Here is a 24,590-nt window from a genome sequence, read left to right as displayed (position 1 = left end):
AATCGGCTCTTAGAAACACTATGATACAATTCATGCATCGCCTGTTCGTTGCCCTGCGCCCGCCAGCGGACATTCGCGCGATGCTGCTCGATGCGATGGGCGGCATCGCCAGAGCGCGCTGGCAGGACGACGAGCAACTCCACCTGACGTTGCGCTACGTCGGCGAGGTCGAGCGGTCGGTTGCCGAGGATGTCGCCGCCGCGCTGGGCACGGTTCATGCCGCAGCGATCACGCTGTCGATCGCCGGGGTCGGCGCGTTCGACGGCGGCGGGCGACCGGGCGGCGCTGTCTGGGCGGGTGTCGCACCTCGCGAACCACTGGCGGCGTTGCACCGCAAGGTCGACGCCGCGCTGGTCCGTGCCGGACTGCCACCCGAGCGCCGCGCCTATCTGCCGCACATCACGCTCGCCCGGCTCTCGCGCGGTGCCGGGTCGCCCGAACGCTTCCTGGCGGAGCAGGCGATGCTGGCCAGCGCGCCCTTCACGCTCGGCCATATCCTGCTCTACGAAAGTCACCTGAGCGCCGGCGGCGCGACGTACGAGGCCGTCGCCCGCTACCCGCTCGGGCGTTAGCTACGCTCGAACACGCCGCAGGCGATGCGACCGCCAGAATTTCCCGACGGATCGGTCTTGTAGTCGTCGGCGGCGGCATGGATCACGAATGCGGCGCCATCCGTGTCCATCAGCCCGGCCAGGGTGCCGGCCGGCAGCGTCATGTCGAGCTTGCCGCGACCATCGGCGCCGACCTGGACGTTGGGAAAGTCACCGGCGTGCGGGCCCATCGGATTTTCGGTACCGTGCTTCATGCCGGTCGGGTTCCAGTGTCCGCCCGCGGTCGTGAAATCCGGGCCGTCGCAGCGACCGGTCGTGTGGACGTGCGCACCGTGCAGGCCGGCGGGAAGCTTCGCGGCATCCAGAGACACGCGGATGCCGCCACCCGCTTCGGTCGCGACGGCACGACCGACTTCGGTGCCGTCGGCCATCCGCAACACCGCCCGCGCCCCGCCCGCCGTGGCCGCAGCTGAGTCGCTGCCGGTACCCGTTCCCATCGTCGCGCACCCCGCGACCAGCATCGCGCCTGCCGCCGCCGTCATCATCCGGATCATGGTCGTCCCCTGTCAGACATCATCGTTACGCCAATGATCCAGGTCGCACCTGGTTCCAGGGCACATGCCGGCACCCGCCCGTCGCCCATCTGGTGCCTGACCACCGCGCACAACAAAAAAGCCCCGGCCGTGAGGCCGAGGCTTCCCGATACTTGGCGATATCGTGATGGTTCAGCCGTTCACGCCGGCGCCGCCTTCGCGACCATTCCAGTCACCGGTCGAAACCCAGTCCCAGAAGCCGCGAACCGGACGAGTTGCATTCTTCATGTCCGTTCCCCTGTCGTGTTCGCGAGCCGCCGCAGGACGACCCGCCATGAGGAACTGTATCGGAACGGGAAGGACTTTACAATTCGGTAACCATTACGCGGCGCGAACGATCGTGCGGCGATCGATCATGTCGGTCAGCCGGTCGAGTTTCATCGGCCGCCCGATCAGATACCCCTGCGCCCGATCGCATCCCAGTTTCGCTAGCTGGCTCAGGATTTCCGGGGTTTCGACCCCCTCTGCCACGACGCTGCGGCCCAGGGAATGCGCCAATTCTATCGTGGAGCGGACCATCAGCCGGTCGCTGCCGTTGCGGTCGATCGCCGCGACGAAGCTGCGGTCGATCTTCACTTCGGTCGCCGGAATCTTCTTGAAATATTCCAGCGTGGAGAAGCCGGTTCCATAGTCGTCGATCGACACATTGATCCCAAGTGAACCAATCTCTTCCAGCGTGCGAATCGACGCGCGGCCGCTGCTCATCGCTGCCGATTCGGTCACCTCCAGCGTGAGTCGTTCGGCCGGCAGGTCGGTTTCCGCCAGCAGGCGCTGGACCATCGGCACCAGGCCGGGCTTTTCCAGCAAGCGCGCGGACATGTTGACGGCGACGTCGAAGCCGATGCCCCGCGCATGGAAATCGGCCGCCACGCGAACGGCATCGCGCAGCACGAACGCGGTCAGCTTGTCGATGCGGTTGTGCTGTTCGGCGGCGATGACGAATTCAATCGGGCTGACTTCGCCCTTTTCGGGATGCGACCAGCGCACAAGTGCTTCGGCCCCGATGATCGCGCCTGAGGCGATGTCGATCTGCGGCTGGTAGGCAACCCAGATCTCGCCGCTGTCGATCGCCGCGTCGAGCTGGCCGAGCAGCGACAGTTTCCATTCGGCGTCGGCCAGCTTGGCCGGATCATAGACCTTCCAGCGCAAACCTTCCGTCGCCGCCTCGTCGGCAGCGACCAGCGTCGCGCCCAGCCGGTTCGGCAGCGTACGCGACGGATCGGCGTCGAGCCCGAGCGTCATAGACAGGTCGATCGGCCGCCCGTCGACGAGGGCGGGGCTGCGGAACAGGGCGTGAAGGGCGTCGAGCTGGTCGGGGCCAGTAACTTCGGGCGTCGACAGCCAGGCGAAGACGCCTTCGTCGCCCTGATAGATTTGCGCCCCCCGCGCACCGAGCGCGAAGCGCGCCACGATCTGTTCGACAAGGGCCCGTTCGTTTTCGATCGGAAACGACGAGGTGATTTCGGCGAAATTGCGGATGCGCGCGCCGACGATAACGGTATTCGGTGCGGCGACCTGGTCACGCAGCGCCGCCAGATTGGGCAGCCCCGACACCGAATTGATATTGCCCAATACTTTGTAAGACTGGCGAAACCGGGTCCACGCCCGTGCCCCGGCGGTTGCGGACAGCAGCAGCGCGGAAGGAAGTATGTCGTAAACGATGCCTTGCGCCTCCGCGACGACCGGTCCGATCGTAACGATCGCGATACCGGCGGCGACGGCAGCCCGCCGAGTCGAGCGAAGATGGGCGAAGAGATTAGTCGATGCGATCGCCAGCATCACGGCAAGCGGAGTCAGCCATCCCCAATGGTAAGCGCCCCCCTCCTTCAGCGTCTCGGCGGCTGCCACGTGGACGAAGACGCCGTTCATTTGCCCCTGTCCCGGAACGTAATAGACGTCGCCCATTTCGTTCGAGGCAGCCGCAACGACGATCGTCTTGCCGCGGAGGCGGACCGGGTCGAACCTGCCGCTCAGGATATCGCCGGCGCTGATGAACGGCTGCTTGCGCAGGTCGATCGCATAGTCGATCGGGAATGTCGCGTCCGCCGGGCCCCGAACCCTGGCGATCTCAGCCGACATCGATGGCAATTTCACGCCCTCGATCGTGTTGACATAGGCCATGCGTCGGATGGCATTCGACGATGTGTAGCGAATGCTTACGCTGACGACCTTAGCGTGTTTGAGATATTCGGCACGCGGCAGTTTTGCGCGCATCAGGCCCGTTGCCTGGTCCTGAACGCGCATCGCCGCCAGGTAGACGTTGCCTGCCTTGTCGAGCGCGTTCACAAAAGCGCGGTGGTCTCGCGCAGGCGCCTTCGTGTTGAAGAAAAGATCGAAGAAGATACGATCAACACCGGCCGCCGACAATCGGTCGACCAGTTCCACATGGCGCATACGGGGCCAAGGCCAGGGTCCGACCTGCTCTAGGCTCTTATCGTCCACACCGACGATGACGATGTCACCGGACGGCGCGTGCGTGCGCAGACGGTCGCGCATATCGTGCAGCTTGCCTTCGATCGGTTCGGCGAGGCCCAGCACGCCGATCACCAGAGCCGCCAGCGTCGACCAGAGGAGGATCTTCAGGCCCGACTGCCGGCGCGCGGCCACATCCTCCGGCCCCTCTTGTCGAGCCAGACGGGTCAGCAGACGGTTGGGTCGCAGGACGGTCACGCCATCCGGCTTACGCGGCGTTGGTTAACGAAGGCTTTGCGACACCACCCGACCGCCCTTCCCCACGACCCAAAGCCTTGCTATCGGCCAGCCCGACTCTCGCACTCGCGAACACCCGTCGGCACACCTCGCGGCCTTGCCAAGCGCCGCCCGCCGCCTGTGCCGGCCACGAAAGAAGGGACCGCTCGACCATGACCGCCATCGGCCAGGACACGCTTTCGACCCGCACGACGCTGGACGTCGCGGGCAAGCAGTACGACTATTTCTCGCTGGCCAAGGCGGCGGAGAAGTTCGGCGACATCAGCCGCCTGCCCTTCAGCATGAAGGTGCTGCTGGAGAACATGCTGCGCTTCGAGGACGGCAAGACCGTCACCACCGAGGACGTCCAGGCGATCGTCGACTGGCAGAAGGATGCGCGGTCGGACCGCGAGATCCAGTATCGCCCGGCGCGCGTGCTGATGCAGGACTTCACCGGCGTGCCCTGCGTGGTCGACCTGGCGGCGATGCGCGATGCGATCACGAAGCTGGGCGGCGACGCGCAAAAGATCAATCCGCAGGTTCCGGTCCACCTGGTCATCGACCATTCGGTCATGGTCGATGAATTCGGCACGCCCAAGGCGTTCGAGGATAACGTCGAGCTGGAATATCAGCGCAACATCGAACGCTATGAATTCCTGAAGTGGGGATCGAAGGCGCTCGACAACTTCAGCGTCGTGCCGCCGGGCACCGGCATCTGCCACCAGGTCAACCTGGAATATATCGGTCGCGGCGTGTGGTCGTCGGACGCGAGCGGCGACCACGGCGACGGGCGTGCGATCGCGTACCCAGACACGCTGGTCGGCACCGACAGCCACACGACGATGATCAATGGCCTCGGCGTGCTTGGCTGGGGCGTCGGCGGGATCGAGGCGGAGGCCGCGATGCTCGGCCAGCCGGTGTCGATGCTGATCCCCGAAGTCGTCGGCTTCAAGCTGACCGGCAAGCTCGGCGAAGGCATCACTGCGACCGACCTGGTGCTGACCGTGACGCAGATGCTGCGCGCCAAGGGCGTCGTCGGCCGCTTCGTCGAATTCTACGGCCCGGGCCTGAGCGAAATGACGCTCGCCGACCGCGCGACCATCGCCAACATGGCGCCCGAATATGGCGCGACCTGCGGCTTCTTCCCGATCGACGGCCGCACGATGGACTATCTGCGCCTGTCGGGCCGTCCGGACGCGGACATCGCGCTGGTCGAGGCGTACTGCAAGGCGCAGGGGCTGTGGCGCGAAGAGAGTGCGCCCGATCCGATCTTCACCGACACGCTCGAACTCGACATGTCGACGGTCACCGCCAGCCTCGCCGGCCCGAAGCGTCCGCAGGACCGCGTGTCGCTCGGCAAGGTCGACGAAGTGTTCAACGGCGACCTGACCAAGGTATACAAGAAGGAGCGCCCGGCGCGCGTCGCAGTCGATGGCAAGGACCACGACATCGGCGACGGCGACGTCGTGATCGCCGCGATCACCAGCTGCACCAACACGTCGAACCCCAGCGTTCTGATCGCTGCCGGCCTGGTCGCTCGCAAGGCGCGTGAAAAGGGCCTCAAGCCAAAGCCGTGGGTCAAGACCTCGCTTGCGCCGGGTAGCCAGGTCGTGACCGACTATCTCGACAAGTCGGGGCTGTCGGCGGACCTCGATGCGATGGGCTTCAACCTGGTCGGCTATGGCTGCACGACCTGCATCGGCAATTCGGGTCCGCTCGCCGAGCCGATTTCGGCCGCGATCAACGGCAACGACATCGTCGCCGCGTCGGTCCTGTCGGGCAACCGCAACTTCGAAGGCCGCGTGTCGCCGGACGTGCGCGCCAACTTCCTCGCCAGCCCGCCGCTGGTCGTCGCCTATGCGCTGAAGGGCACGGTGACGCAGGACATGGTCGAAACGCCGATCGGCCAGGGCAGCGACGGCCAGGACGTGTTCCTGAAGGACATCTGGCCGACCAACGACGAAGTCCGCACGATGATGGACGCGAACATCGACGACGAGATGTTCCGCGCCCGCTACGGCAACGTGTACCAGGGCGACACCCACTGGCAGGGCATCTCGGTCGAGGGATCGGACACCTATCGCTGGCCGGCCGCGTCGACCTACATCGCCAATCCGCCCTATTTCGACGGCCTGGAAATGACTCCGAAGCCGGTCGCCGACATCGTCGACGCCAAGCCGCTCGCTATCCTGGGCGATTCGATCACCACCGACCACATCTCGCCCGCAGGGTCGATCAAGGCCGACAGCCCGGCAGGCAAGTGGTTGCAGGAGCGGCAGGTCAGCAAGGCCGACTTCAACAGCTATGGCGCGCGTCGCGGCAACGACAACGTCATGGTCCGCGGCACCTTCGCCAACATCCGCATCAAGAACGAGATGGTCCCCGGCGTCGAGGGCGGCATGAGCCGCTATGACGGCGAGGTCATGCCGATCTATGACGCCGCGATGCGCCACAAGGCCGACGGCACGCCGCTGGTCGTCGTCGCGGGCAAGGAATATGGCACCGGATCGTCGCGCGACTGGGCGGCGAAGGGTACCAACCTGCTCGGCGTCCGCGCGGTCATCGCCGAGAGCTTCGAGCGGATCCACCGGTCGAACCTGGTCGGCATGGGCGTCCTGCCGCTCCAGTTCGCCGAAGGCGTGACGCGCGAGACGCTGGGCCTGACCGGCGACGAGACCTTCACCATCGACAATGTCGCCGGCCTGCGCCCGCGTCAGGACGTGACGGTCAAGCTGATGCGCGCCGATGGCTCCAGCGAAACCTTCGAGACCCGCTGCCGGATCGATACTGTCAACGAGCTCGAATATTTCCTCAACGGCGGCATCCTGCAGTACGTGCTGCGCAACCTCGCCGCCTGATGCGTGTCCTGGCGGGGCTCGTCCTGCTGCTCGCCGCGTGGAGCGCGGTCGCGCAGCAGCCGGCGAGCCCCGCGCGCGGGCTGACCGGCGCCTATGACGCCGGCAATCCCTTCGCCCGCATCCTGCGCGGCGAACTACCGGCATCAAAAGTCTACGAGGACAAGCACGTCCTCGTCATCATGCCGCTGACGATGGCCAGGCCCGGCCATGTCCTCATCATCCCCAAGCGCCAGGGTGCGCGCACCCTGCTCGACCTGACACCGGCCGAGCTGACCGCCTGCATGGTCGCCGCGCAGAAGGCCGGCCGCGCGCAGATGGCGGCGCTTGGCGCCACCGGCTTCCAGATCCGCCAGAATAACGGGGCCGATGCCGCGCAGGAGGTGTTCCACCCGCATTTCCACGTCATCCCCTTCGTCGGACCAGACAAAGCCTTGCGCGCCGACAAGGATCGCAACACACGGGCGGAACTCGATACGATGGCCGCGACACTGCGCGCGGCCTGGCCGAAGGATTGACGTGATGCGTACCGCCCTGCTCGTTGCTGCCGCTCTGGCCCTCCCCACAGCGGCCATCGCCGCCCCCGCTCCGGTCACCGGACGCTGGCTGACGCTCGAGGGCAAGGCGATCGTCGAGATCGCCCCCTGCGGCGCGCAGCTGTGCGGGCGGATCGTGAAAGTGCTCAAACCCCGCCCCGGCGGGCCGGCGGTCGATGCCAACAACCCCGACCCGGCAAAGCGCCGCCAGCCGATCGAAGGCCTGTCGATCCTGACCGGCTTCGCGCCCAAGGGTGACCGCTGGGGCGGGCGCATCTACGATCCCGAAAGCGGCCGGACCTATCGCTCCGAACTCTCGGTCGCCGGCAATACGCTGAAGGTGAAGGGCTGTTTCGGGCCGTTCTGCAAGACGCAGGACTGGACGCGCCTGCGCTGAGCCTGATGGGGCGGACGCGGTGTCGCGTTCGTTAACCGTTCGATGCTAACGATCCCGCCTTTGACGCGGGAGAGGTATGTGAAGAAACCCCAGACGGTCGCCGCGCTGACCGAACTCGGCCGCGTACAGCTGTCGAAGAGCTTCTTCCTGCGCGATTTCCTCCAGTCCGAAACCGCAGCGATGCACGGCCTGTCGAACGTCCCCGACGATCCCGACCTGGCGATCGCGGCCGGCACGCGGCTGTGCGAGGATCTGCTGGAGCCGTTGCAGGACGCTTTCGGCCGTATCGCCGTCCGCTCGGCCTATCGCTCGAGCGAGGTCAACGCACTGTGCCACGCCAAGGGCTATGGCTGCGCGTCGAACGAGCGCAACGCCGCCTATCACATCTGGGACCGCCGCGACCTGAAGGGGCATATGGGGGCCGCCGCCAGCATCATCGTCCCCGGCTTCGCCAACCGGTTCGACCAGCCGGGCGACTGGAAGCGGCTGGCGTGGTGGATCCACGACCACCTGCCCTATGCGACGATGGAATTCTTTCCCACGAAATGGGCGTTCAACCTGGGCTGGCACGAACGCCCCCTGCGCGCGATCATGAGCCATATTCCGGGTGACCGCGGATATCTGACGAAGCCGGGGATGGCCGGGCATGATGACCGACATGACACGGAGTGGGCGGGGATCCTGCCGGTATGAGTCGTCCGGCACTCCGGCGCGGACCGGAATGTCGAAGAGCGTGAGGCTTCGACTGCCAAGGCTGCGGCCTGTGGCGGAGCATAGTCGCTGTTGATCTTAGCCGGAAAGCTTCCGCCACGTCTTCAGACGGGATCAGCTTCGCAGGTCCCGCTTCCCAACGTGGTGTGTCCGCGCGTTTGCGTGTGCAAACGCGACGGCCGCCCGCGTCTTACTCAGTCGGGACCGACATCAGCTTTGCGAACCTGTTCTTGAACGCCGCCAACGCCGAGCCCGAGAGCTGCTGGACGCTTTCGAACGTCACCTTGCCCGGATTGATCGGGGTGCCGTTCTTCCACAGTTCGTAGTGCAGGTGCGCGCCGGTCGACATGCCGGTCGAGCCGACATATCCGATGATCTGCCCCTTCGATACGCGCCCGCCGCTCGACACCGCGATCCGGCTCATGTGGCCGAACCCGGTCGCGAGACCACCGCCGTGCGACAGCTTCACGAACTTGCCGTAACCGCCCGCCCAGCCGGCCATCTGGACGACACCGTCCATCGGCGCGCGGATCGGCGAGCCCATCGGCGCGGCGATGTCGAGGCCCTTGTGCATCCGGGCGTAGCCCAGCACCGGGTGGCGCCGCATCCCGAACGCCGAGGTCAGGCGCCCCGCGACCGGCATCATCGCACCGCTCGAGCTTCTGGCGCCGATGCCCTTGGCGTCGAACCATTGATCCTTGCCGTCCTGGTCGAAGCGGACGAGCTGCAGCTTGCGCGCGTCGCCCGACAGCCCGGCATAGATCAACTTGCCGAGCTGGACCTCGCCCGTTTCGGCGCGCGCCCGCTCGACGATCAGGTCGAATTCCTCGTTCGAGCCGATCCGGCTCATGGGTACGCGGCTGGCGATCGACCGGATGAAGGCTTCGACCGCCTTGGCCGGCACGCCGGCGGCGCGCGCGGAGCGGTAGAGGCTGGGGCCGACGCGGCCCTGGATGCGCAGCGGCGTGCGATCGATCGCGATCGGCACCGCGGCGACGGCCAGCGCGCCGGCATCGCGCACGACCTTCATGCCCAGATCGAAGCGGGCGCGGAAGCTGAGCGCTTCGACCGGACGCGCGTCGGCCCTGCTCTCACGGCGGCCGAGCGTCAGCTGGAGCTGGGTGCCGGGCTTCAGTTCGTCGAGCGGCATCCGCGCGGCGACCATGTCGGCGATCCGACCCGCCTCGCCCTCACCCACGCCGGCGCGTTCCAGCGCGCGGGCAAAGGCGTCGCCCGACGGGAGCGTCGTGCTGAGTTCGAGGATCGGACGTTCCGGCGTGTCGGTCAGCGGCCGCACCGCTGCGGTCGGCGCAAGCCGGCGGCCCGAAGTGGCGCCATAGGCGAGCGGCGCGATCGACTGCGCGCGCGCCTCGTCCCAGTCGGCGCCCTCCATGACCGGGGCGGCGGGGCGATAGAGCGGGTGGAATCCGGGCGCGAGCGCGATCGTGACGGCACACAGCGCAGCGCAGGTCGCTGCCCCCCGCCACCAGTCGCGGCTGCCGATGTTGGCGCCGAGATCCGGAACCAGGTCGATGTCGCGCAAGCCATCGCGCCAGCGCTCGGTACGGCTCACCACGCGCGGCGCCGCCACGGGCGCGCGGCCGAACGTTAGCGCAGCGGCGCCGCCGGCACCGTCCAGATCGTGATCGTTGCGCAGATACACTGCGGCGCGTGCCCCCGAAGATGTAACAGCCTGCCCCGAAACCCATCAGGCCGTGGCGCAGATCGTTGTGGGGACGAAATGCTAAAGTCAAATTAACCCGGGCGTTCGGCGCAATCGCTTGCGACGAGGCGTGGGACAGGATCGACGAAAGGTGGTGCCGCTGCGATTGTGCGATCTAACCCATTGCATCCGCACGCATCCGCGTCGATCTTAGCGTCACGATGAGCAGTTTCGCGCGTTCCGCCGTTACCGCGGTGCTGGGTCCGACCAATACCGGCAAGACCCACCTGGCCGTCGAGCGGATGTGCGGTCATTCGAGCGGGATGATCGGCTTTCCGCTGCGCCTGCTGGCGCGTGAGGTCTACGACCGCGTCGTCGCGATCAAGGGCGAGAAGCAGGTCGCGCTGATTACCGGCGAGGAACGGATCATCCCCCCGCAGGCGCGCTATTACCTGTGCACCGCGGAATCGATGCCGATCGGCGAAGGCGGGTTCGCCGGAGCCGACAATACGCTGCCCAGGGATGTCGGCTTCGTCGCGCTCGATGAGGCGCAACTCGGTGCCGATCCGGAGCGCGGCCATGTCTTTACCGACCGGCTGCTGCGCGCCCGCGGCCGCGACGAGACGATGATCCTGGGGTCGGCCGCGCTCAAACCGCTCGTCCGCACGCTGGTGCCCGAAGCGGAGATCATCGAGCGACCGCGCTTTTCGACGCTCAGCTATGCCGGCGCCAAGAAACTGTCGCGGCTGCCCAAGCGATCGGCGATCGTCGCCTTCTCTGCCGAGGAAGTCTATGCCGTCGCCGAGGCGATCCGCCGGATGCGCGGCGGGGCGGCGGTCGTGATGGGTGCCCTGTCCCCGCGCACCCGCAACGCGCAGGTCGCGATGTTCCAGGCGGGCGAGGTCGATTATCTGGTCGCGACCGATGCGATCGGCATGGGGCTGAACATGGACGTGGCGCATGTCGCCTTCGCCAGCCTGACCAAATTCGACGGTCGCCGCACGCGTCGCCTTACGGTGCCCGAAATGGCGCAGATCGCCGGCCGCGCCGGGCGGCACCAGCGCGACGGCACGTTTGGCGCGCTGGTCGAGGAAGGGCCCGGCGCTTTCGCTCCGGAAGAGGTCTTCGCGATCGAGGAGCATCGCTTCACGCCGCTCGATTTCCTGTACTGGCGCGACGGCGAGCCGGACCTGTCGTCGGTCGATGCGCTGATCGCCAGCCTGGAGCGCAAGCCCACCGAGATCGTCCTGCGTGCCGCACCCGAAGCGCTCGACCTGGCGGTCCTCAAGCGCCTGTCGAACGAGCATGTCGTGCTGGACCGCGCGCGCTCGCCCGCCGGTGTCGCGCGGCTATGGGCGGCCTGCGGGATCCCCGATTTCCAGAAGCTGGGCGTCGAGCCGCACAGCCGCTTCGTCGCACGGGTCTTCACGCATCTGACCGAGGGCAGCGGGCATATCCCGTTTGCCTGGTTCGCGAGCGAAATCGCGCGGCTGGATACGGTTTCGGGCGATGTCGAGACGATCGCCGGGCGGATCGCCGCGACGCGGACCTGGGCATATATCGCCCACCGCGCCGGCTGGCTGGCCGACGGCCTGGAGGCGCAGGCGCGGGCTCGCGCGCTGGAGGAACGGCTGTCGGACGCGCTGCACGAGCGGCTGACGCAGCGCTTCGTCGACAAGCGTACGACCGCATTGCTCCGCACGATCGGCGCCGATCACCGCCACCTGCCCGTCACCATCGGCGAGCAGGGTGAAGTGAGCGTCGAGGAGCATGAGATCGGCCGGCTCGACGGCTTCCGCTTCACCGTCGCCGCCGATGCGCGCGCGACCGACAAGCGCCTGTTGCTGGCGGCCGCCGAGAAGCGCCTGGCGGGGGAGCTCGGCAAGCGCGGCGCGGCGCTGGCCGAAGCGCGCGACAGCGAACTGGCGGTCGAGGACGGCCGTATCCTGTGGCGCGGGGCGGACATCGCGCGGCTGGCAGCGGGACAGCGGCTGACACGGCCGGCGATCGTCATCGACCGCGCGCTCGACTGCCTCGACAAGCCCGTGCGCGACGGCGTCGCCGCGCGCCTCGCGCGCTGGGTGGCGGAGCGGACGCGCGCGCTGACGCCCGCGCTCGCCCGGCTCGACACGCTCGCCGACGATGCGTCGGCCCCGCCCGAACTGCGCGCGGTGGCGATCGCGCTGGCCGAGGCCGGCGGGCTGGCCGATCGCGTGACGGTGCCCGACGTCGAGCGCATCGACCCGCGGGCGCGGCGCTACCTGCGCGACCTGGGCGTGACGGTCGGCACGCTCGATGTGTTCGCGCCCGGCCTGATCCGGCCTGAGCCGGCGCGGTGGCGCGCCGTATTGCTGGCCGCGCGCGGGCGCACGACGCTGCTGCCGCCGCAGGGCGCGACGGTCGTCTCCGGTGGCGCACCGATGGCCGGTTTCCGCCGGGTCGGCACCCAGCAGGTCCGGCTCGACCTGGTCGAACGCATCGCGCGTGCGGCGCATGATGCGCGCGGGCCCGGCGACAAGGGCGGTCGCAAGCCGTTCGCGCCCGACCCAGCGCTTGCCACCTCGATCGGGGTCACGCCCGACACGCTGGCCAAGCTGATGGTGCGGCTGGGCTTTCGCGCGGTGAAAGGCGACGTGCCCGCCTGGGTGTGGCAGGGCCGCCCGAAGCTGGTGTCGCCGCGCAAGGAAGCACCGCCGCGCCGCGACAACGCCTTTGCCGTGCTGGCTGGTCTGGGGAGCCTGCGTGGCTGACACGATGCGGCTGGACAAGTTCCTGTGGTTCGTGCGGCTGACCAAGACGCGCAGCGTCGCGCAAGACCTGGCCGAGGCGCGACACCTGCGGATCGACGGGCGCGTCATCGAAAAGGCCGCGGCCTGCGTCCGCATCGGCAACACCCTGACGTTTCCGCTGCACGACCGCGTCCGCGTGATCCGCGTGCTGGCGTTGCCGACCCGCCGCGGCCCGGCGCCCGAAGCACAGGCGTGTTACGCCGATCTGGGACCTGAAAACGTCTCGCAGCAAGCCTCAGGTGATTGACGCACCGGGCAACCGCCAATAGCGGAGGCCGCGTTCCAAGGAGTTGCCCCAATGACCTACGTCGTCACCGACGCCTGCATCCGCTGCAAGTACATGGACTGCGTCGAGGTCTGTCCGGTCGACTGTTTCTACGAAGGCGAGAACATGCTCGTCATCAACCCCAGCGAATGCATCGACTGCGGCGTGTGCGAGCCCGAATGCCCGGCCGAGGCGATCCTGCCCGATACCGAGAACGGGTTGGAGAAGTGGCTGGAGCTGAACACCACCTTTTCCGCCCAGTGGCCCAACGTCACCCGCAAGCTGGACCAGACGCCTGCCGACGCCGACGAACACAAGGGCGAAGAGGGCAAGTTCGACAAATATTTCTCGCCCGAACCCGGCACCGGCGACTGAGCTGTAGCGTACCGCCGTTCGTGCAGGCGGCGTCCGCACCGGCAATCGACGGATTTCGGCCAGTTCCGAATCGCTTACCCGTGCCCGGGCGCTGGTAATTTTATTGCGGCTGTGTTAAACGGTTCGAGACGAGGGCGATGGAATCGCTGCTCGCCCGGAGAAGCACAGACCTGCCCCGACGTCGCCGACCAGTCCCTGGTCGTGCGCCTCCATCATGTCGGGCCAGTGAATACGGAAAGGCTCAACGCACATGGCTGCTAAGGCGCTGTCCTTCGTTGTCGGCGATTATGTCGTATACCCCAAGCACGGCGTCGGCCGTGTCATCGAGCTTCAGAAGCAGGAAATCGCGGGCACCAGCCTCGAACTCTATGTGCTGCGCTTCGAAAAGGAGCGCATGACGCTCCGCGTTCCCACCAACAAGGCCGAGAGTGTCGGCATGCGCAAATTGAGCAGCGACAAGACGCTGCGCGAGGCGCTCGACACGCTGAAGGGCAAGCCGAAGGTGAAGCGCACCATGTGGTCGCGCCGCGCCCAGGAATATGAAGCGAAGATCAATTCGGGCGATCTGGTGTCGATCGCCGAAGTGGTCCGCGACCTGTTCCGCCCGGACGACCAGCCCGAGCAGAGCTATTCGGAACGCCAGATCTTCGAAGCCGCCGCCAGCCGCCTCGCGCGCGAACTGGCCGCGATGGAGGAGGTCGACGAGCCCAAGGCGCTGGTCAAGATCATCGACATCCTGAAGGTCGCAGCGCCGGCCTATGCCAAGGACAAGGCGCTCGCCTGACCCGGCATCCGGACATGACGATCCGAAGGGGGGGCGGCCGGCGACGGTCGCCCCTTTTCGTTTGCGCACGCTCTCCACGTGTATTATTACGACAATACACAACGGGAGAAGATCGATGCGGTTTCTGATGGTCCTGGCAGCGCTGCCCCTGATCGCGTGCGGCGCGATCGCGAATGGATCGGGCAAGGGTGAACGCGCGCCGGAAAGTGGCACTGGCACCGCGCGGACGTTCCAGGTCGCTGATTTCAGCAAGGTCGAACTGGCCGGCGCCGACGATGTCGACGTCCGCGTGGGCCCGGCGTTCGCCGTGCGGGCGGAGGGGCCGGCCGAGCAGCTCGACAAGCTCGACATCCGCCGCGACGGATCGACCCTGTGGGTCGGTCGCAAGAAGAATGCGGCCGGCTGGTCGATGTCGCGCGGCAAGGGCGTGAAAATCTATGTCACGATGCCGGCGATCGAGGCGGCGGCATTGTCGGGATCGGGCAATTTGTCGGTCGATACAGCACGCGCCAGGAAGTTCGAGGCAGCACTTGCCGGATCGGGCAACCTGCGGCTGGGCAGCGTCCAGGCCGAAGCCCTCGACCTCGATCTGGCCGGATCTGGCAACATGACGGCCGCCGGCCAGACGGGAAAGCTGGAAATCAACATCGCCGGGTCGGGCAATATCGAATCGCCCACGCTGAAGGCAGCCGACGCCGAAATCTCCATCGCCGGATCGGGCAATGTCTCGGCCGCGGTCACGCGCAGCGCCAAGGTCACCGTCATGGGATCGGGCGACGTGACGCTGACCGGCGGCGCGCGGTGCAACACGACCAAGATGGGTTCCGGCGAAATCCGGTGTAGCTGACCCGAACGGGCGCTCGGTGTCGCCGGGCGCCCTCCCCCGGAGCCAGCACCGGCATGCCGGTTTGAGACCGCTTGCGGATCGCGGGACGAGGTGCGACCGTCGCGCCATGATCCGCCGTGCCGCCCTCGCCACCCTCCCGCTCCTCGCCTGCGCCACGCCCGCGCGGGCCGACGAGCGGCGCTACATGCTGACCGATTTCGACGCGGTGCGGATCGAGGGCCCGTATGAGGTGACGATCGCGACCGGCAGCTCACCGACGGCGATCGCGACCGGATCCGGCCGGTCGTTCGATACGGTCGCCGTGCGCGTCGAAAGCCGGACGCTGGTCGTCAGCGCCGGGCAGGAGGCCTGGGGCGGCTATCCCGGCACCCGCACCGCCGCGCCGCGGATCGCGGTGACGGTACCGGCGCTGCGCACCGCCAGCGTCCAGGGCGGCGCCCGGCTGGCGGTCGACCGGATGACCGGGCAGACGGTGACATTGCAACTGCTCGGTGCCGGCTCGATCGCGGTGCAGGCGGCCAAGGCCGACGTGCTGAGCGCCGGCATCGTCGGCAGCGGCGCGATAACCATCGGCGGCACTGCCCGCCGCGCACGGTTCGCCGCCAACGGCGCGGGCTCGATCGACGCGAGTGCTGCGACGATCGATGCGCTGACAGTCGACTGGCAGAGCGTCGGCGCGGCCAGGGCCGCCGTGCGCTACACCGCGGAAATCTATGCCCGCGGGCAAGGGCCGGTCGAAATCCTAGGCAAGGCGGCGTGCAAGATCAGCGGCGTCGGCCCGGTCAGTTGCGGGAATGTCGACAAGCGGCGGGATTGAGAGGGACGGGTTCGGCCCTGTTTCATCGCAGGAGGGGCCACTCCACGCACCGCTCACCTGAGCGCATCGACATGACCGGACGCGCGGACAGACCTCTCAATCGAACAACGGCAGCCCGCTCTCTTCGCGCGTGGCGAAGTTCGACACCGTCACGCCCACCAGCCGTATGCCCTTCGTCGCCGGCAGTACCGAGCGGATCAGCGCCAGCGCGGCCGTGCGCAGGCCGTCGTGGCTGGCAACCGGCTGCGTCAGCGTCTGGCTGCGCGTGATCTGCTGGAAGTCGGCATATTTGACCTTAACCGTCACCGTCCGCCCGAACGCGCCCGCCGTGGCGCACCACGCCCAGACGTCGTCGGCCATCTCGAGCACGCCCGCCTCGATCTCGGCCGCTTGCGTCAGGTTGCGGTCGAAGGTCGTCTCCGATCCCGACGACTTGCGCACGCGGTCGGGATTGACCGGGCGCTCGTCCTCGCCGCGGGCGATCGCGTGATACCAGGCGGCCGAACTGCCGAAATTCGCGCGGAGAAAATCCATCGAACAGGCGCGCAGGTCGGCGCCGGTGAGGATGCCCAGCCGCTCCATCTTGGCCGCGGTCACCGGGCCGACACCATGGAAGCGCGCGACCGGCAGCGTCTCGACCCACGCCGCGCCCATGTCGGGGGTGACTGCGAACTGCCCGTCGGGCTTGCGATGGTCGGACGCGAGTTTCGCCAGGAACTTGTTGTACGAAATCCCGGCCGACGCGGTCAGCCCCGTTTCCTCCAGGATGCGGCGGCGAATCGCCTTTGCCGTCGCCCAGGCGGTCGGCAGCCCAGAGAGGTTGGCGGTGACATCCAGATACGCCTCGTCGAGCGACAGCGGCTGGATGAGGGGCGTGAATTCGGCGAACACGGCGTGGATCTGGCGCGACACCGCCTTGTACACGTCGAACCGCGGCCGCACGAACACCAGTTGCGGGCATCGCCGCAGCGCCGTGACCGACGGCAGCGCCGACCGGACGCCGAACGCGCGCGCTTCATAGGATGCCGCCGCGACCACGCCGCGCGCGTTAGGCGACCCGACCGCGACCGGTTTCCCCTTCAGCGACGGGTCGTCGCGCTGCTCCACCGACGCGTAGAAGGCGTCCATGTCGATGTGGATGATCTTGCGCGGAAATCCCTCCGTCATGCCGCCGACATGGCGACTGCGGCCGCTGCGCTCAATGCCGGCGACCGCAGCCTTCGGGAAACGGAGGCTGCGCGATCAGCAGCCGTTGCGGCGACCGCCGAGACCCAGACCGAGCCCCAGCCCGACCTTGACGCCCAGGCCGACACCGGCGGGCGACCCGAGCCCGACGCCGGCCCCGAGCTTGAGACCGACGCCGGCCCCGATGCCGAGCAAGCCACCGCCACCCGAAACCGGCGCGATTTCCATCGTCGAAAGCGTACGCATGAAGCATCTCCTCCAAGAGTATATGGCCAGAACCGCTCTGGTCCGACAATGCTGGCAAATCGAATCGATGCAGTACAATAGCTATATCGAGGCATTTGATTTTGTGTAATTTCCGTATGCGTTAAGACTTGCATGCGATTTTCTGCGATTTATTTGGAATGACGAGACAGGACAGCCGTAACGATGTTTCATTTCGACACTGTCCTGCCAAATCAGCACGCAATCTCGATCAATGAAAGTCGCGCGACTTGATGCGGATGGCGTCTTCGGGGTCGCAGCCGGTGCGGAACGCCTTGTGATAGTCGGACCGGACGCGCGGCTGCCAGCCGGGATCGCCGCGGTCGGGCGAGCCGCCGTGCGTCGCGCCGTCGCCGCGCGTGGTCAGGCGCGGCAGGTCGGCGTCGCCCACTTCGCGCAGCATCCAGCTGTAATCGACGATGCGGTCGACGATGACGTGGATCACCAGCCCCTCCTTCTGCACCCGCCCCTGCACGCCGATCATCGTCGCTGACATGACGGTCGTGCGCTGGGCCTCGAACCGGTCGGGCCACAGGATCGCGTTGGCGACGCCCGTCTCGTCCTCGATGGTAATGAACAGCACGCCCTTGGCCGACCCCGGCTTCTGGCGGACTAGGATGACGCCCGCGACCTCGACCTTGCGCCCGTCCCTGATGCCGGAAAGTGCGGATGCGGGCACGATGCCGGCGCGCTCCAGCCGTGGGCGCAGGAACGACAGCGGATGCGCGCGCAAGCTGAGCTGCGTCGATCGATAATCCTCCACCACCTCGCGCCCCGCGGTCAGCGGGGTGAGCGCGACCGTCGGCTCGCGCACCTCCATCGCGTCGAGTAGCGGCAGCGACTTCTCGCCCAGCGCCTTCACCGCCCAGAGCGCCTGCCGACGGTCATGCCCGAAACAGCGAAACGCATCGGCACGCGCGAGCCGTTCGAGCGCGGCCGGCTTCACCCGCGCGCGGCGGAAGACGTCGGGGATGGACGCGAACGGCCCGCCGGCGGCACGGGCGGCGAGGATGGCGTCGGCGTCGGCCTCAGCCAGCCCGGCAACGATCTTGAGCCCCAAGCGGATCGGGCGCAGATCGGCCCAGTCGGCATCGGAGCCGGCGAAGCGCGCGGGTGTCTTCCGAAGACCTCTCCCTGCTGGGGAGAGGGCTGGGAGAGGTGCGGTGCCTCCAATGCCGGTCTCGGTGAGACACCTCCCCTCCTCCCCACCCTCTCCCCCGATGGGAAGAGAGCTGGACAGAATGATCGTATCCCACGCGCTCCCGTTCACGCACACCGCCTCGACCACAACGCCATGCTCGCGGGCATCGCGGACGATCTGCGCGGGCGCGTAGAACCCCATCGGCTGCGCATTCAGCAGCGCCGCGCAAAAGACGTCCGGATGGTGGCACTTCATCCAGCACGAGGCATAGGCAATCTTGGCGAACGACGCCGCGTGGCTCTCGGGGAAACCATAGCTGCCGAACCCCTCGATCTGCTTGACCAGCCGTTCGGCGAAATCGAGGGAGATGCCGTTCTTTTTCATTCCGGTGATCAGCCGATCATGGAATTCGCCCACGCCACCGGTGAATTTGAAGGTCGCCATAGCCTTGCGCAGGCTGTCGGCCTCGCTTGGTGTAAACCCCGCCCCGTGGATCGCGACCTTCATGGCCTGTTCCTGAAAGAGCGGAATTCCTAATGTATCTTCCAGGACAGTTTTCAGGGCCTCGTTCGGATATTCGACCTTTTCGCTTCCTTCGCGCCGCTTGAGATATGGGTGAACCATATCGCCCTGGATCGGCCCAGGCCGAACGATCGCGACTTCGATCACTAAATCGTAGAATCTTTCCGGCTTCATCCGCGGCAGCATCGACATCTGCGCGCGACTCTCGATCTGGAAGACGCCAAGCGTGTCAGCACGCTGGATCATCGCGAAGGTCTTAGGACAATCGTGCTGCATCTCGTCCGACGCCATCGTCAGGCGCAGGCCCTTGTGTCGTTCGAGCAGATCGAACGCCCGACGCATACAGCCGAGCATACCAAGACCGAGAATATCGACCTTCATCAGTCGCAATTCTTCGATATCGGCCTTTTCCCATTCGACGACATGACGATCGACCATTGCCGCGGGCTCGATCGGCAACAGTTCTGCAAGCGGCCCTTGGGTCAGGATGAAACCACCAGGGTGCTGTGACAGGTGGCGTGGCGTGCCGATCAACTCCTTTGCAAGTTCCAGGGTCAACGCCAGTCTGGGATCGGTCTTGTCGAGATTGAGTTGATCGACGTGCCGCTCTTTGACACCCTCTTCGGACCAGCCCCAGACCTGTCCGGCAAGCGCGGCTGTCATGTCCTCTGACAGGCCCATGACCTTGCCGACTTCACGCACGGCACCTCGCGCACGAAATCGACTGACGACGGCTGTCATGGCTGCGTGATCGCGTCCGTAGGTTCGATAGATCCACTGGATGATTTCCTCGCGTCGCTCGTGTTCGAAATCGACGTCGATATCGGGTGGTTCTCTACGATCTTCGGAGATGAAACGCTCGAACAGCAGTTTGTGCTTGATGGGGTCGATCGACGTGATGCCCAGCACGAAGCAGATCATCGAGTTGGCGGCCGAACCCCTTCCCTGGCACAGGATACCGATGCTGCGCGCGTAGCTGACGATCGAATTTACCGTCAGAAAATAAGGCGCATAATTCCACTTTTCGACCAGATTGAGTTCGTACCTGAGGAGATTGCGATACGCTTCGGGTGGGTACCCCGCGAACCGTTGGGCCAGTGCATTATGTGCCAGCTTCGCCAGCGCATCCTGCGGCGTACGGCCGCTCATGATGATCTCGTCGGGATACTGGTAGCTCAGTTCCCGCAACGAAAACTGACAGCGCTCGACGATGTGTTCGACCGCGCGCAGTGCGTCGGGATAATCGGCGAAGCGGCGTGCCATTTCCTGCGGTGGCTTGAGATGCCGGTCGATGCTGCGTTCGCGTCGCAGCCCGAGATCGTCGATCGTGCAGCCGTGGCGGATCGCAGTGACCACGTCCTGAAGCATCCGCTGGTCGGGTTCATGATACAGCACGTCGCCGGTCGCGAGCGGTGACAGGCCGTAGTCGCGAGCGGCATCGGTCGTCTGTCGCAACCGCAACGCGTCGCCCGGCCGCCGATGGTGCGTCAGGCAGACATGACCGCGCTCGCTTCCGAACAGATCGGCCATCCAGGCAAGAGCCCGGCGCTCCGGCTCGGCGTCACACACCAACGCTCCAATAAGTCCGGCGGCATGATCGGCAACGTCTTCCCAATGTAGAAAACACTGTCCCTTCTCGCCCTTCCGGGGATCGGCGCGCAACTTGCCGCGGGTCAGTAGCGTCGTCAGCCGACTCCAGGCGGCCTTGTCCTCCGGCCAGACAAGCAACGACGTGCCGCAGACCAGATCTAGCCGGCAGCCGGGGATCGAGCGCACTCGGATGCCGTGCTTCCGCTCGATGTCGTCGCTTGCATAGAGCGCCCGCACCACGCCGGCGACCGAGTTGCGGTCGACGATACCCAGCGCCGGCATCCCCATGACCGCGGCCTGGGCGAACAATTGCTCGCACGAGGACGCGCCGCGCAGGAAGCTGAAATGGGTGGTGACCTGCAGTTCGCTGTAGGTCATTGGCGCGACCACCCGAGATGACTATATGAGATGTACATTTCGGAAAGGTGGGCCATGAACAAGATCGTCAGCGCCAGCGAGTTCAAGGCCAAGTGCCTGCGCCTGATCGACGAGATGCAGGCCGACGGCGTGCCCATCACCATCACCAAGCGGGGCAAGGTGGTGGCGGAGGTCAAGCCGAAGACGGAGGAACCGCGTCGGTCGGTGATCGGCATGTTGCGCAGTCCCGACTATCGATCCGATTGGGACCATGAGGCCCCAACTAGTGATCCGGACGATTGGGAGGCCCTGCGGTGATCGTCCTCGACACCCATGTCCTCATCTGGATCGTACGAAATGATGAGAAGCTTGGTCGCAACGCCCGAACGCTGATCGAGACCGCCGACACGGCGGGTCTGATAGTCCCGGCATTCTGTGCATGGGAACTCGCGCAAATCGAAAGGCGTCAGAACCTGACTTTCGAAGGCGGCGTACTGAAATGGTTCAAGCGCATTCTGGCGGATCCGAGCTTCCGCCTCAGTCCCCTTGTTCCTGAAATTGCCATCGGCAGTGTGACGCTGGAATGGTCGCACAAGGATCTAGCTGATCGCATCATGGTTGCGACCGCGCAGCATCACGGCCTGCCGTTGATGACCGCTGACGGCCCGATCCTGGCCTATGCCGCCGCCGGTCACGTCGAGGCGATCGACGCGCGTCGTTGAGTGCGCCATCATCCGAACCATCCGTGGAGGAACCAGTTGAGATCGCCGGTCTCCGGCCGCTCGCCATCGCCGCGGCGGTAGAGCCAGAAGCGGGTGCCGGCGTCGTCCTCGACACAGAAATAGTCGCGGATGGCGGTGCGTTCGCCTGACCGGCGCCACCATTCGCCGGCGATGCGCTCGGGTCCGTCGGCACGCGTGACGGTGACGGTGCGGCCGCGCCAGACGAAGCGGCGGGGCGCACCATCGGGCATCACCGACAGGACGTTGTCGATCCGCTCTGGCCGCGGGAGCAGGCGCACCGGGCGCGGCCAGCGGGGATGCCAGGGCGGAATCGCGGCGCGGGTGTCGAGGGTACGGACGTCGTCGGCCTTTAGCTTCGGTGCTGTCCGCTCGGGCGGGTCAAGCGGCGGCATGGGCGCGGCGCTGCGTTCGGGGACGTCGCTTTCGACGGCGCGCATCCGCCACAGCGTGCGACCGAGCGTCGCCAGCGTGTCGACCAGCGGGGCGAGATCGGGCGTTTCCTCCCCCGCCAGTTCGGCACCCAACGCCTCCGGCCCCAGACGATCGGCAGCGCGCAGGTGGAGCGTGATCGCATCGATGCCGTAGCCGGGCTCGACATCGCCGATGCGACGGACGAGCAGGCGCAGGATATGCGCACCGTCGCGGCTCGGGCGAGCGAGGCCGATGCGGATGCGCTGCGGCACCGCATCGATGCGGTCGGCGATGACCTCGATCCGCCGTGCGCCGAGCCCCGCGGTGGCGAGGTCGGCGGTCAGACGGGGGACGAGCGTGCCCAGCCAATGCTCGATCGCCTCGGCGGTCGCGATCGGTTCGGCGAAGCGCTGGGTGATGGCGATCGGTTCGGGCGGGACGACCGGCGTCAGCGGTTCGGGCAGCCGGCCGAGCGCCTGGTCGAGCCGGGTGACGGTGCCGGCACCGAACCGACGCGCGAGCGGACCGCGGGCGACTTCGGCCAACATGCCGATGGTGTCGATGCCGAGGCGACGTAGGAGTTCGACCTGCGCTTCGCCCAGCGCCAGTGCGGCGACCGGCAGGGGCGCGAGCGCAGCGGCATCGTCCTGCGACCGGATGATCCGCGCCTTGCCGTAGCGGGCAAGCGCATGGGCCGCGGCCGGGGAATGGGCGATGGCGATGCGCGCGGTGAAGCCACGGCGGGCGAGTTGGCGGACGATGCGCCGCGCCATCGCCGCTTCCCCGCCGTGGAGGTGGTCGGTGCCGGTGATGTCAATCAGCAGGCCCGCCGTGCCGTCGATCGCGACGGCGGGCGATACGCGGCGGGCAAGGACGGTAGCGAGCGATGCGAGATCCGCGGCGTCACCCGCCGGATCATGATCGCGCACGACAAGGCCCGGAGTCTGCGCGCGCGCCTGGGTCAGCGCCATGCCGGGCGTGATGCCGAGTGCGCGCGCGCGCGGACAGGCGGCCGCGATCTCGACCCGCGGGCCGGTCTTGTGGACGAGGACCAACGGCGCTTGATCCTCCCCGCCTGCGGGGAGGGGGACTGCGCGCAGCGTGGTGGAGGGGGCGGGCCGCAAAGACCCCGCTTGTGGCGCCCGCCCTCCACCACCGCTGCGCGGCGGTCCCCCTCCCCATTCTGGGGAGGATCGAGTGCCTTCATCCGGGCGCATCGCCTTGAACGGGTGCGGCGCGGCTTCGCTGCGGCGGCCGAGTTCGCGCATCGGGGGCTGCTGGTGAGCAGGGAGCGCAGCGATGGCCTGCTGGACCTCTGCCCGCGCCCAGCGCGCGCCGGGGCGCCAGCCGCCGCCGCGGGGGACGGAGCAGGCGTTGAGTTGCTCGCTGGTGACTTGGGTAGTGAGAGCCTGCACCGCGCCACCTACCCCGCCGTGCTCCCGCGCAGGCGGGAGCCCAGAGTCGCGGGCGGGTCGCTTGAGGCTCTGGACTCTCGCCTGCGTGGGAGCACCGGGGGAAGCCACCTCGCCCCCGCCGTGGGCGAAGCCCACGTCGTCGGACGCGCCTTGCGCGCCGGCCGTGCGGGGCGCTGCGTTGCCTTCGGCACGCACCGGCGCCGTCGAGCTTCGCTCCGACGCGCCTGCGCTACGCGGCACGGCTCGCGCCGCTGCCCGCAGCCGCTCGACGGACCATTCCGGCAGGTACAGCGCAGCGACCCGTTTCATCGCAAGCCTCCAAATCCCAGGCGCCCGGGGCGCCGCCCTTTTGTCGAACCAGTTCCACCCGCCAGCGTGATCGCCCCACCCCTGCGACGGGCAGCGGGGTGGAAGGCGCAGTGGCGATCCGCCAGCGGGTGACCGCAGCGGACGGTGCGCCCAGCGGGTCGCCCCCGGCGGAGGCATGGCGTTTGAGCAGGAGCGCGATGGTCCGCCCGCCCTCCGCCGCCAGTTGCAGCCGGCGCGTCGCGGCGAGCCCCGCCCGTTTCGCTTCGCCGATCACCGCGCCGAGCGACCGGTGCCGCAACCCTTCCTCCATGATCGCCAGCAGGTCGGCGTCGTCCTGTGCCTCGGCATAGATCACGCGCGTCGCCGCAAGGCCCACCTGTGCGAGGCCGGGGGCGAACAGGTCGCGGCGGCGGACCACCCACAGCACCGGCCCCCAGGCGCGCGCGGCGATGCCGGCCATGAACAATGTCGCGGCGGCATCGTCGCCCATGCCGGCCGATGCGCCGGCGACTTCGTGGAGCGCGTCGAGCCTGAGCCCCGTCGAGGCGAGCACACCGTCGATCGCGCCGATCCCGAACGGCAGCGCCTCGCGCCGACGGAAGGATCCGCCTTCGATACCGCGCAATTCCTCGCGCAGGCGGGCTATGACGGCAGGGTTGGACACGGGGGACACGACTCGCAAAACAGATTATGTTCTTATTCTGTTCCGTTTTGCTTTTGAGTCAACCGGCTGTTTTATCTCAATTCCTCCCCGAGCTTGTCTCGGGGAGGGGGACCATCGC

The 24,590-nt window shown here is 67.2% G+C and carries 21 protein-coding genes; 13 read left to right on the top strand and 8 right to left on the bottom strand.

Annotated features, from left to right (window positions below; genetic code table 11):
- Positions 1 to 32 precede the first annotated feature (32 nt).
- Positions 33 to 572: an RNA 2',3'-cyclic phosphodiesterase gene (gene thpR, locus ASE86_RS14020; RefSeq protein ID WP_056428243.1), complete on the top strand. Its 540-nt coding sequence runs from the start codon at positions 33 to 35 to the stop codon at positions 570 to 572.
- On the opposite strand, the gene ASE86_RS14015 is transcribed toward thpR, so the two are convergent.
- Complete coding sequence (locus tag ASE86_RS14015; RefSeq protein ID WP_082441974.1) at positions 569 to 1,096, bottom strand: superoxide dismutase family protein; 528 nt, start codon at positions 1,094 to 1,096, stop codon at positions 569 to 571. The genes thpR and ASE86_RS14015 overlap by 4 nt on opposite strands.
- Before the next feature lie 369 nt (positions 1,097 to 1,465).
- Positions 1,466 to 3,814, bottom strand: a complete 2,349-nt coding sequence (locus tag ASE86_RS14010; RefSeq protein WP_056428240.1) for an EAL domain-containing protein — start codon at positions 3,812 to 3,814, stop codon at positions 1,466 to 1,468.
- 191 nt (positions 3,815 to 4,005) lie between these two features.
- Between ASE86_RS14010 and acnA the strand changes: the two genes are divergently transcribed.
- From acnA to ASE86_RS13990, 4 genes are all read left to right on the top strand, one after another.
- Positions 4,006 to 6,690: an aconitate hydratase AcnA gene (acnA, locus tag ASE86_RS14005; RefSeq protein ID WP_056428235.1), complete on the top strand. Its 2,685-nt coding sequence runs from the start codon at positions 4,006 to 4,008 to the stop codon at positions 6,688 to 6,690.
- On the top strand, positions 6,690 to 7,205 hold the full coding sequence (locus ASE86_RS14000) for an HIT family protein (RefSeq protein ID WP_056428232.1): 516 nt from the start codon (positions 6,690 to 6,692) through the stop codon (positions 7,203 to 7,205). The genes acnA and ASE86_RS14000 overlap by 1 nt, the downstream gene beginning before the upstream one ends.
- Positions 7,206 to 7,209: 4 nt before the next feature.
- Entirely contained in the window at positions 7,210 to 7,620 is a 411-nt protein-coding gene (locus ASE86_RS13995) for a DUF2147 domain-containing protein (protein WP_056429022.1), read from the top strand.
- Positions 7,621 to 7,698: 78 nt separating this feature from the next.
- On the top strand, positions 7,699 to 8,313 hold the full coding sequence (locus tag ASE86_RS13990) for a hypothetical protein (protein WP_056428230.1): 615 nt from the start codon (positions 7,699 to 7,701) through the stop codon (positions 8,311 to 8,313).
- Between the two features lie 208 nt (positions 8,314 to 8,521).
- Here the strand turns inward: ASE86_RS13990 and ASE86_RS13985 are convergent, their stop codons facing one another.
- A complete protein-coding gene (locus ASE86_RS13985) occupies positions 8,522 to 9,994 on the bottom strand; it encodes a M23 family metallopeptidase (protein WP_056428228.1) in 1,473 nt (490 codons plus the stop codon).
- A 221-nt stretch (positions 9,995 to 10,215) separates the two neighbouring features.
- Here ASE86_RS13985 and ASE86_RS13980 point away from each other — a divergent pair, with 221 nt between their 5' ends.
- The 6 genes from ASE86_RS13980 (at position 10,216) to ASE86_RS13955 (ending at position 15,871) form a co-directional block, all read left to right on the top strand.
- Positions 10,216 to 12,744: a helicase-related protein gene (locus ASE86_RS13980; protein WP_056428221.1), complete on the top strand. Its 2,529-nt coding sequence runs from the start codon at positions 10,216 to 10,218 to the stop codon at positions 12,742 to 12,744.
- Positions 12,745 to 12,748: 4 nt separating this feature from the next.
- Positions 12,749 to 13,030 carry an RNA-binding S4 domain-containing protein gene (locus ASE86_RS13975; protein ID WP_056429018.1) on the top strand — a complete coding sequence of 94 codons (282 nt, stop codon included), beginning with the start codon at positions 12,749 to 12,751 and terminating at the stop codon, positions 13,028 to 13,030.
- Between the two features lie 51 nt (positions 13,031 to 13,081).
- On the top strand, positions 13,082 to 13,423 hold the full coding sequence (fdxA, locus tag ASE86_RS13970) for a ferredoxin FdxA (protein WP_056428218.1): 342 nt from the start codon (positions 13,082 to 13,084) through the stop codon (positions 13,421 to 13,423).
- Positions 13,424 to 13,673: 250 nt separating this feature from the next.
- Positions 13,674 to 14,207: a CarD family transcriptional regulator gene (locus ASE86_RS13965; protein ID WP_056428215.1), complete on the top strand. Its 534-nt coding sequence runs from the start codon at positions 13,674 to 13,676 to the stop codon at positions 14,205 to 14,207.
- Positions 14,208 to 14,322: 115 nt separating this feature from the next.
- A complete protein-coding gene (locus ASE86_RS13960) occupies positions 14,323 to 15,054 on the top strand; it encodes a head GIN domain-containing protein (RefSeq protein ID WP_056428211.1) in 732 nt (243 codons plus the stop codon).
- A gap of 106 nt (positions 15,055 to 15,160) precedes the next feature.
- Entirely contained in the window at positions 15,161 to 15,871 is a 711-nt protein-coding gene (locus ASE86_RS13955) for a GIN domain-containing protein (protein WP_056428207.1), read from the top strand.
- A 96-nt stretch (positions 15,872 to 15,967) separates the two neighbouring features.
- Here ASE86_RS13955 and dinB read toward each other — a convergent pair whose 3' ends face one another.
- The 3 genes from dinB to ASE86_RS13940 all read right to left on the bottom strand — a co-directional run bounded on the left by dinB (position 15,968) and on the right by ASE86_RS13940 (position 20,951).
- Positions 15,968 to 17,038 (bottom strand): DNA polymerase IV, encoded by a 1,071-nt coding sequence (gene dinB, locus ASE86_RS13950; RefSeq protein ID WP_056428204.1) that lies wholly within the window; start codon positions 17,036 to 17,038, stop codon positions 15,968 to 15,970.
- Positions 17,039 to 17,113: 75 nt separating this feature from the next.
- A complete protein-coding gene (locus tag ASE86_RS13945; protein ID WP_056428201.1) occupies positions 17,114 to 17,302 on the bottom strand; it encodes a hypothetical protein in 189 nt (62 codons plus the stop codon).
- A gap of 229 nt (positions 17,303 to 17,531) precedes the next feature.
- Complete coding sequence (locus ASE86_RS13940) at positions 17,532 to 20,951, bottom strand: error-prone DNA polymerase (RefSeq protein WP_056428197.1); 3,420 nt, start codon at positions 20,949 to 20,951, stop codon at positions 17,532 to 17,534.
- Positions 20,952 to 21,005: 54 nt separating this feature from the next.
- On the opposite strand from ASE86_RS13940, the gene ASE86_RS13935 reads away from it, so the two are divergent.
- The gene (locus ASE86_RS13935; RefSeq protein ID WP_056428194.1) at positions 21,006 to 21,248 is read left to right on the top strand and encodes a type II toxin-antitoxin system Phd/YefM family antitoxin; all 243 of its coding nucleotides are present in this window, start codon (positions 21,006 to 21,008) and stop codon (positions 21,246 to 21,248) included.
- Positions 21,245 to 21,652, top strand: coding sequence for a type II toxin-antitoxin system VapC family toxin (locus tag ASE86_RS13930; RefSeq protein ID WP_056428192.1), 408 nt, complete (start codon positions 21,245 to 21,247; stop codon positions 21,650 to 21,652). The genes ASE86_RS13935 and ASE86_RS13930 overlap by 4 nt, the downstream gene beginning before the upstream one ends.
- Before the next feature lie 8 nt (positions 21,653 to 21,660).
- Here ASE86_RS13930 and ASE86_RS13925 read toward each other — a convergent pair whose 3' ends face one another.
- Complete coding sequence (locus ASE86_RS13925) at positions 21,661 to 23,139, bottom strand: DUF6504 family protein (protein WP_235524123.1); 1,479 nt, start codon at positions 23,137 to 23,139, stop codon at positions 21,661 to 21,663.
- A gap of 589 nt (positions 23,140 to 23,728) precedes the next feature.
- Positions 23,729 to 24,481 carry an ImuA family protein gene (locus tag ASE86_RS13920; RefSeq protein ID WP_414881291.1) on the bottom strand — a complete coding sequence of 251 codons (753 nt, stop codon included), beginning with the start codon at positions 24,479 to 24,481 and terminating at the stop codon, positions 23,729 to 23,731.
- Between the last annotated feature and the right edge of the window lie 109 nt (positions 24,482 to 24,590).

The sequence above is a fragment of the Sphingomonas sp. Leaf33 genome, from assembly GCF_001421785.1.
GTDB lineage: Bacteria > Pseudomonadota > Alphaproteobacteria > Sphingomonadales > Sphingomonadaceae > Sphingomonas.
The sequence above is the reverse complement of the archived record's forward strand: the minus strand, read 5'-3'. Positions and strand labels throughout refer to the sequence as shown.

Excerpts from the sequence above, each read along its gene's own strand:
- dinB (WP_056428204.1), bottom strand. The coding sequence starts at position 17,038 with ATGACGGAGGGATTTCCGCGCAAGATCATCCACATCGACATGGACGCC.
- ASE86_RS13980 (WP_056428221.1), top strand. The coding sequence starts at position 10,216 with ATGAGCAGTTTCGCGCGTTCCGCCGTTACCGCGGTGCTGGGTCCGACC.
- ASE86_RS13995 (WP_056429022.1), top strand. The coding sequence starts at position 7,210 with ATGCGTACCGCCCTGCTCGTTGCTGCCGCTCTGGCCCTCCCCACAGCG.
- fdxA (WP_056428218.1), top strand. The coding sequence starts at position 13,082 with ATGACCTACGTCGTCACCGACGCCTGCATCCGCTGCAAGTACATGGAC.
- ASE86_RS13935 (WP_056428194.1), top strand. The coding sequence starts at position 21,006 with ATGAACAAGATCGTCAGCGCCAGCGAGTTCAAGGCCAAGTGCCTGCGC.
- ASE86_RS13940 (WP_056428197.1), bottom strand. The coding sequence starts at position 20,951 with ATGACCTACAGCGAACTGCAGGTCACCACCCATTTCAGCTTCCTGCGC.
- acnA (WP_056428235.1), top strand. The coding sequence starts at position 4,006 with ATGACCGCCATCGGCCAGGACACGCTTTCGACCCGCACGACGCTGGAC.
- ASE86_RS13965 (WP_056428215.1), top strand. The coding sequence starts at position 13,674 with ATGGCTGCTAAGGCGCTGTCCTTCGTTGTCGGCGATTATGTCGTATAC.
- ASE86_RS14000 (WP_056428232.1), top strand. The coding sequence starts at position 6,690 with ATGCGTGTCCTGGCGGGGCTCGTCCTGCTGCTCGCCGCGTGGAGCGCG.
- ASE86_RS13960 (WP_056428211.1), top strand. The coding sequence starts at position 14,323 with ATGCGGTTTCTGATGGTCCTGGCAGCGCTGCCCCTGATCGCGTGCGGC.
- ASE86_RS13955 (WP_056428207.1), top strand. The coding sequence starts at position 15,161 with ATGATCCGCCGTGCCGCCCTCGCCACCCTCCCGCTCCTCGCCTGCGCC.
- ASE86_RS13945 (WP_056428201.1), bottom strand. The coding sequence starts at position 17,302 with ATGCGTACGCTTTCGACGATGGAAATCGCGCCGGTTTCGGGTGGCGGT.
- ASE86_RS13975 (WP_056429018.1), top strand. The coding sequence starts at position 12,749 with ATGCGGCTGGACAAGTTCCTGTGGTTCGTGCGGCTGACCAAGACGCGC.
- ASE86_RS14015 (WP_082441974.1), bottom strand. The coding sequence starts at position 1,096 with ATGATGACGGCGGCGGCAGGCGCGATGCTGGTCGCGGGGTGCGCGACG.
- thpR (WP_056428243.1), top strand. The coding sequence starts at position 33 with ATGCATCGCCTGTTCGTTGCCCTGCGCCCGCCAGCGGACATTCGCGCG.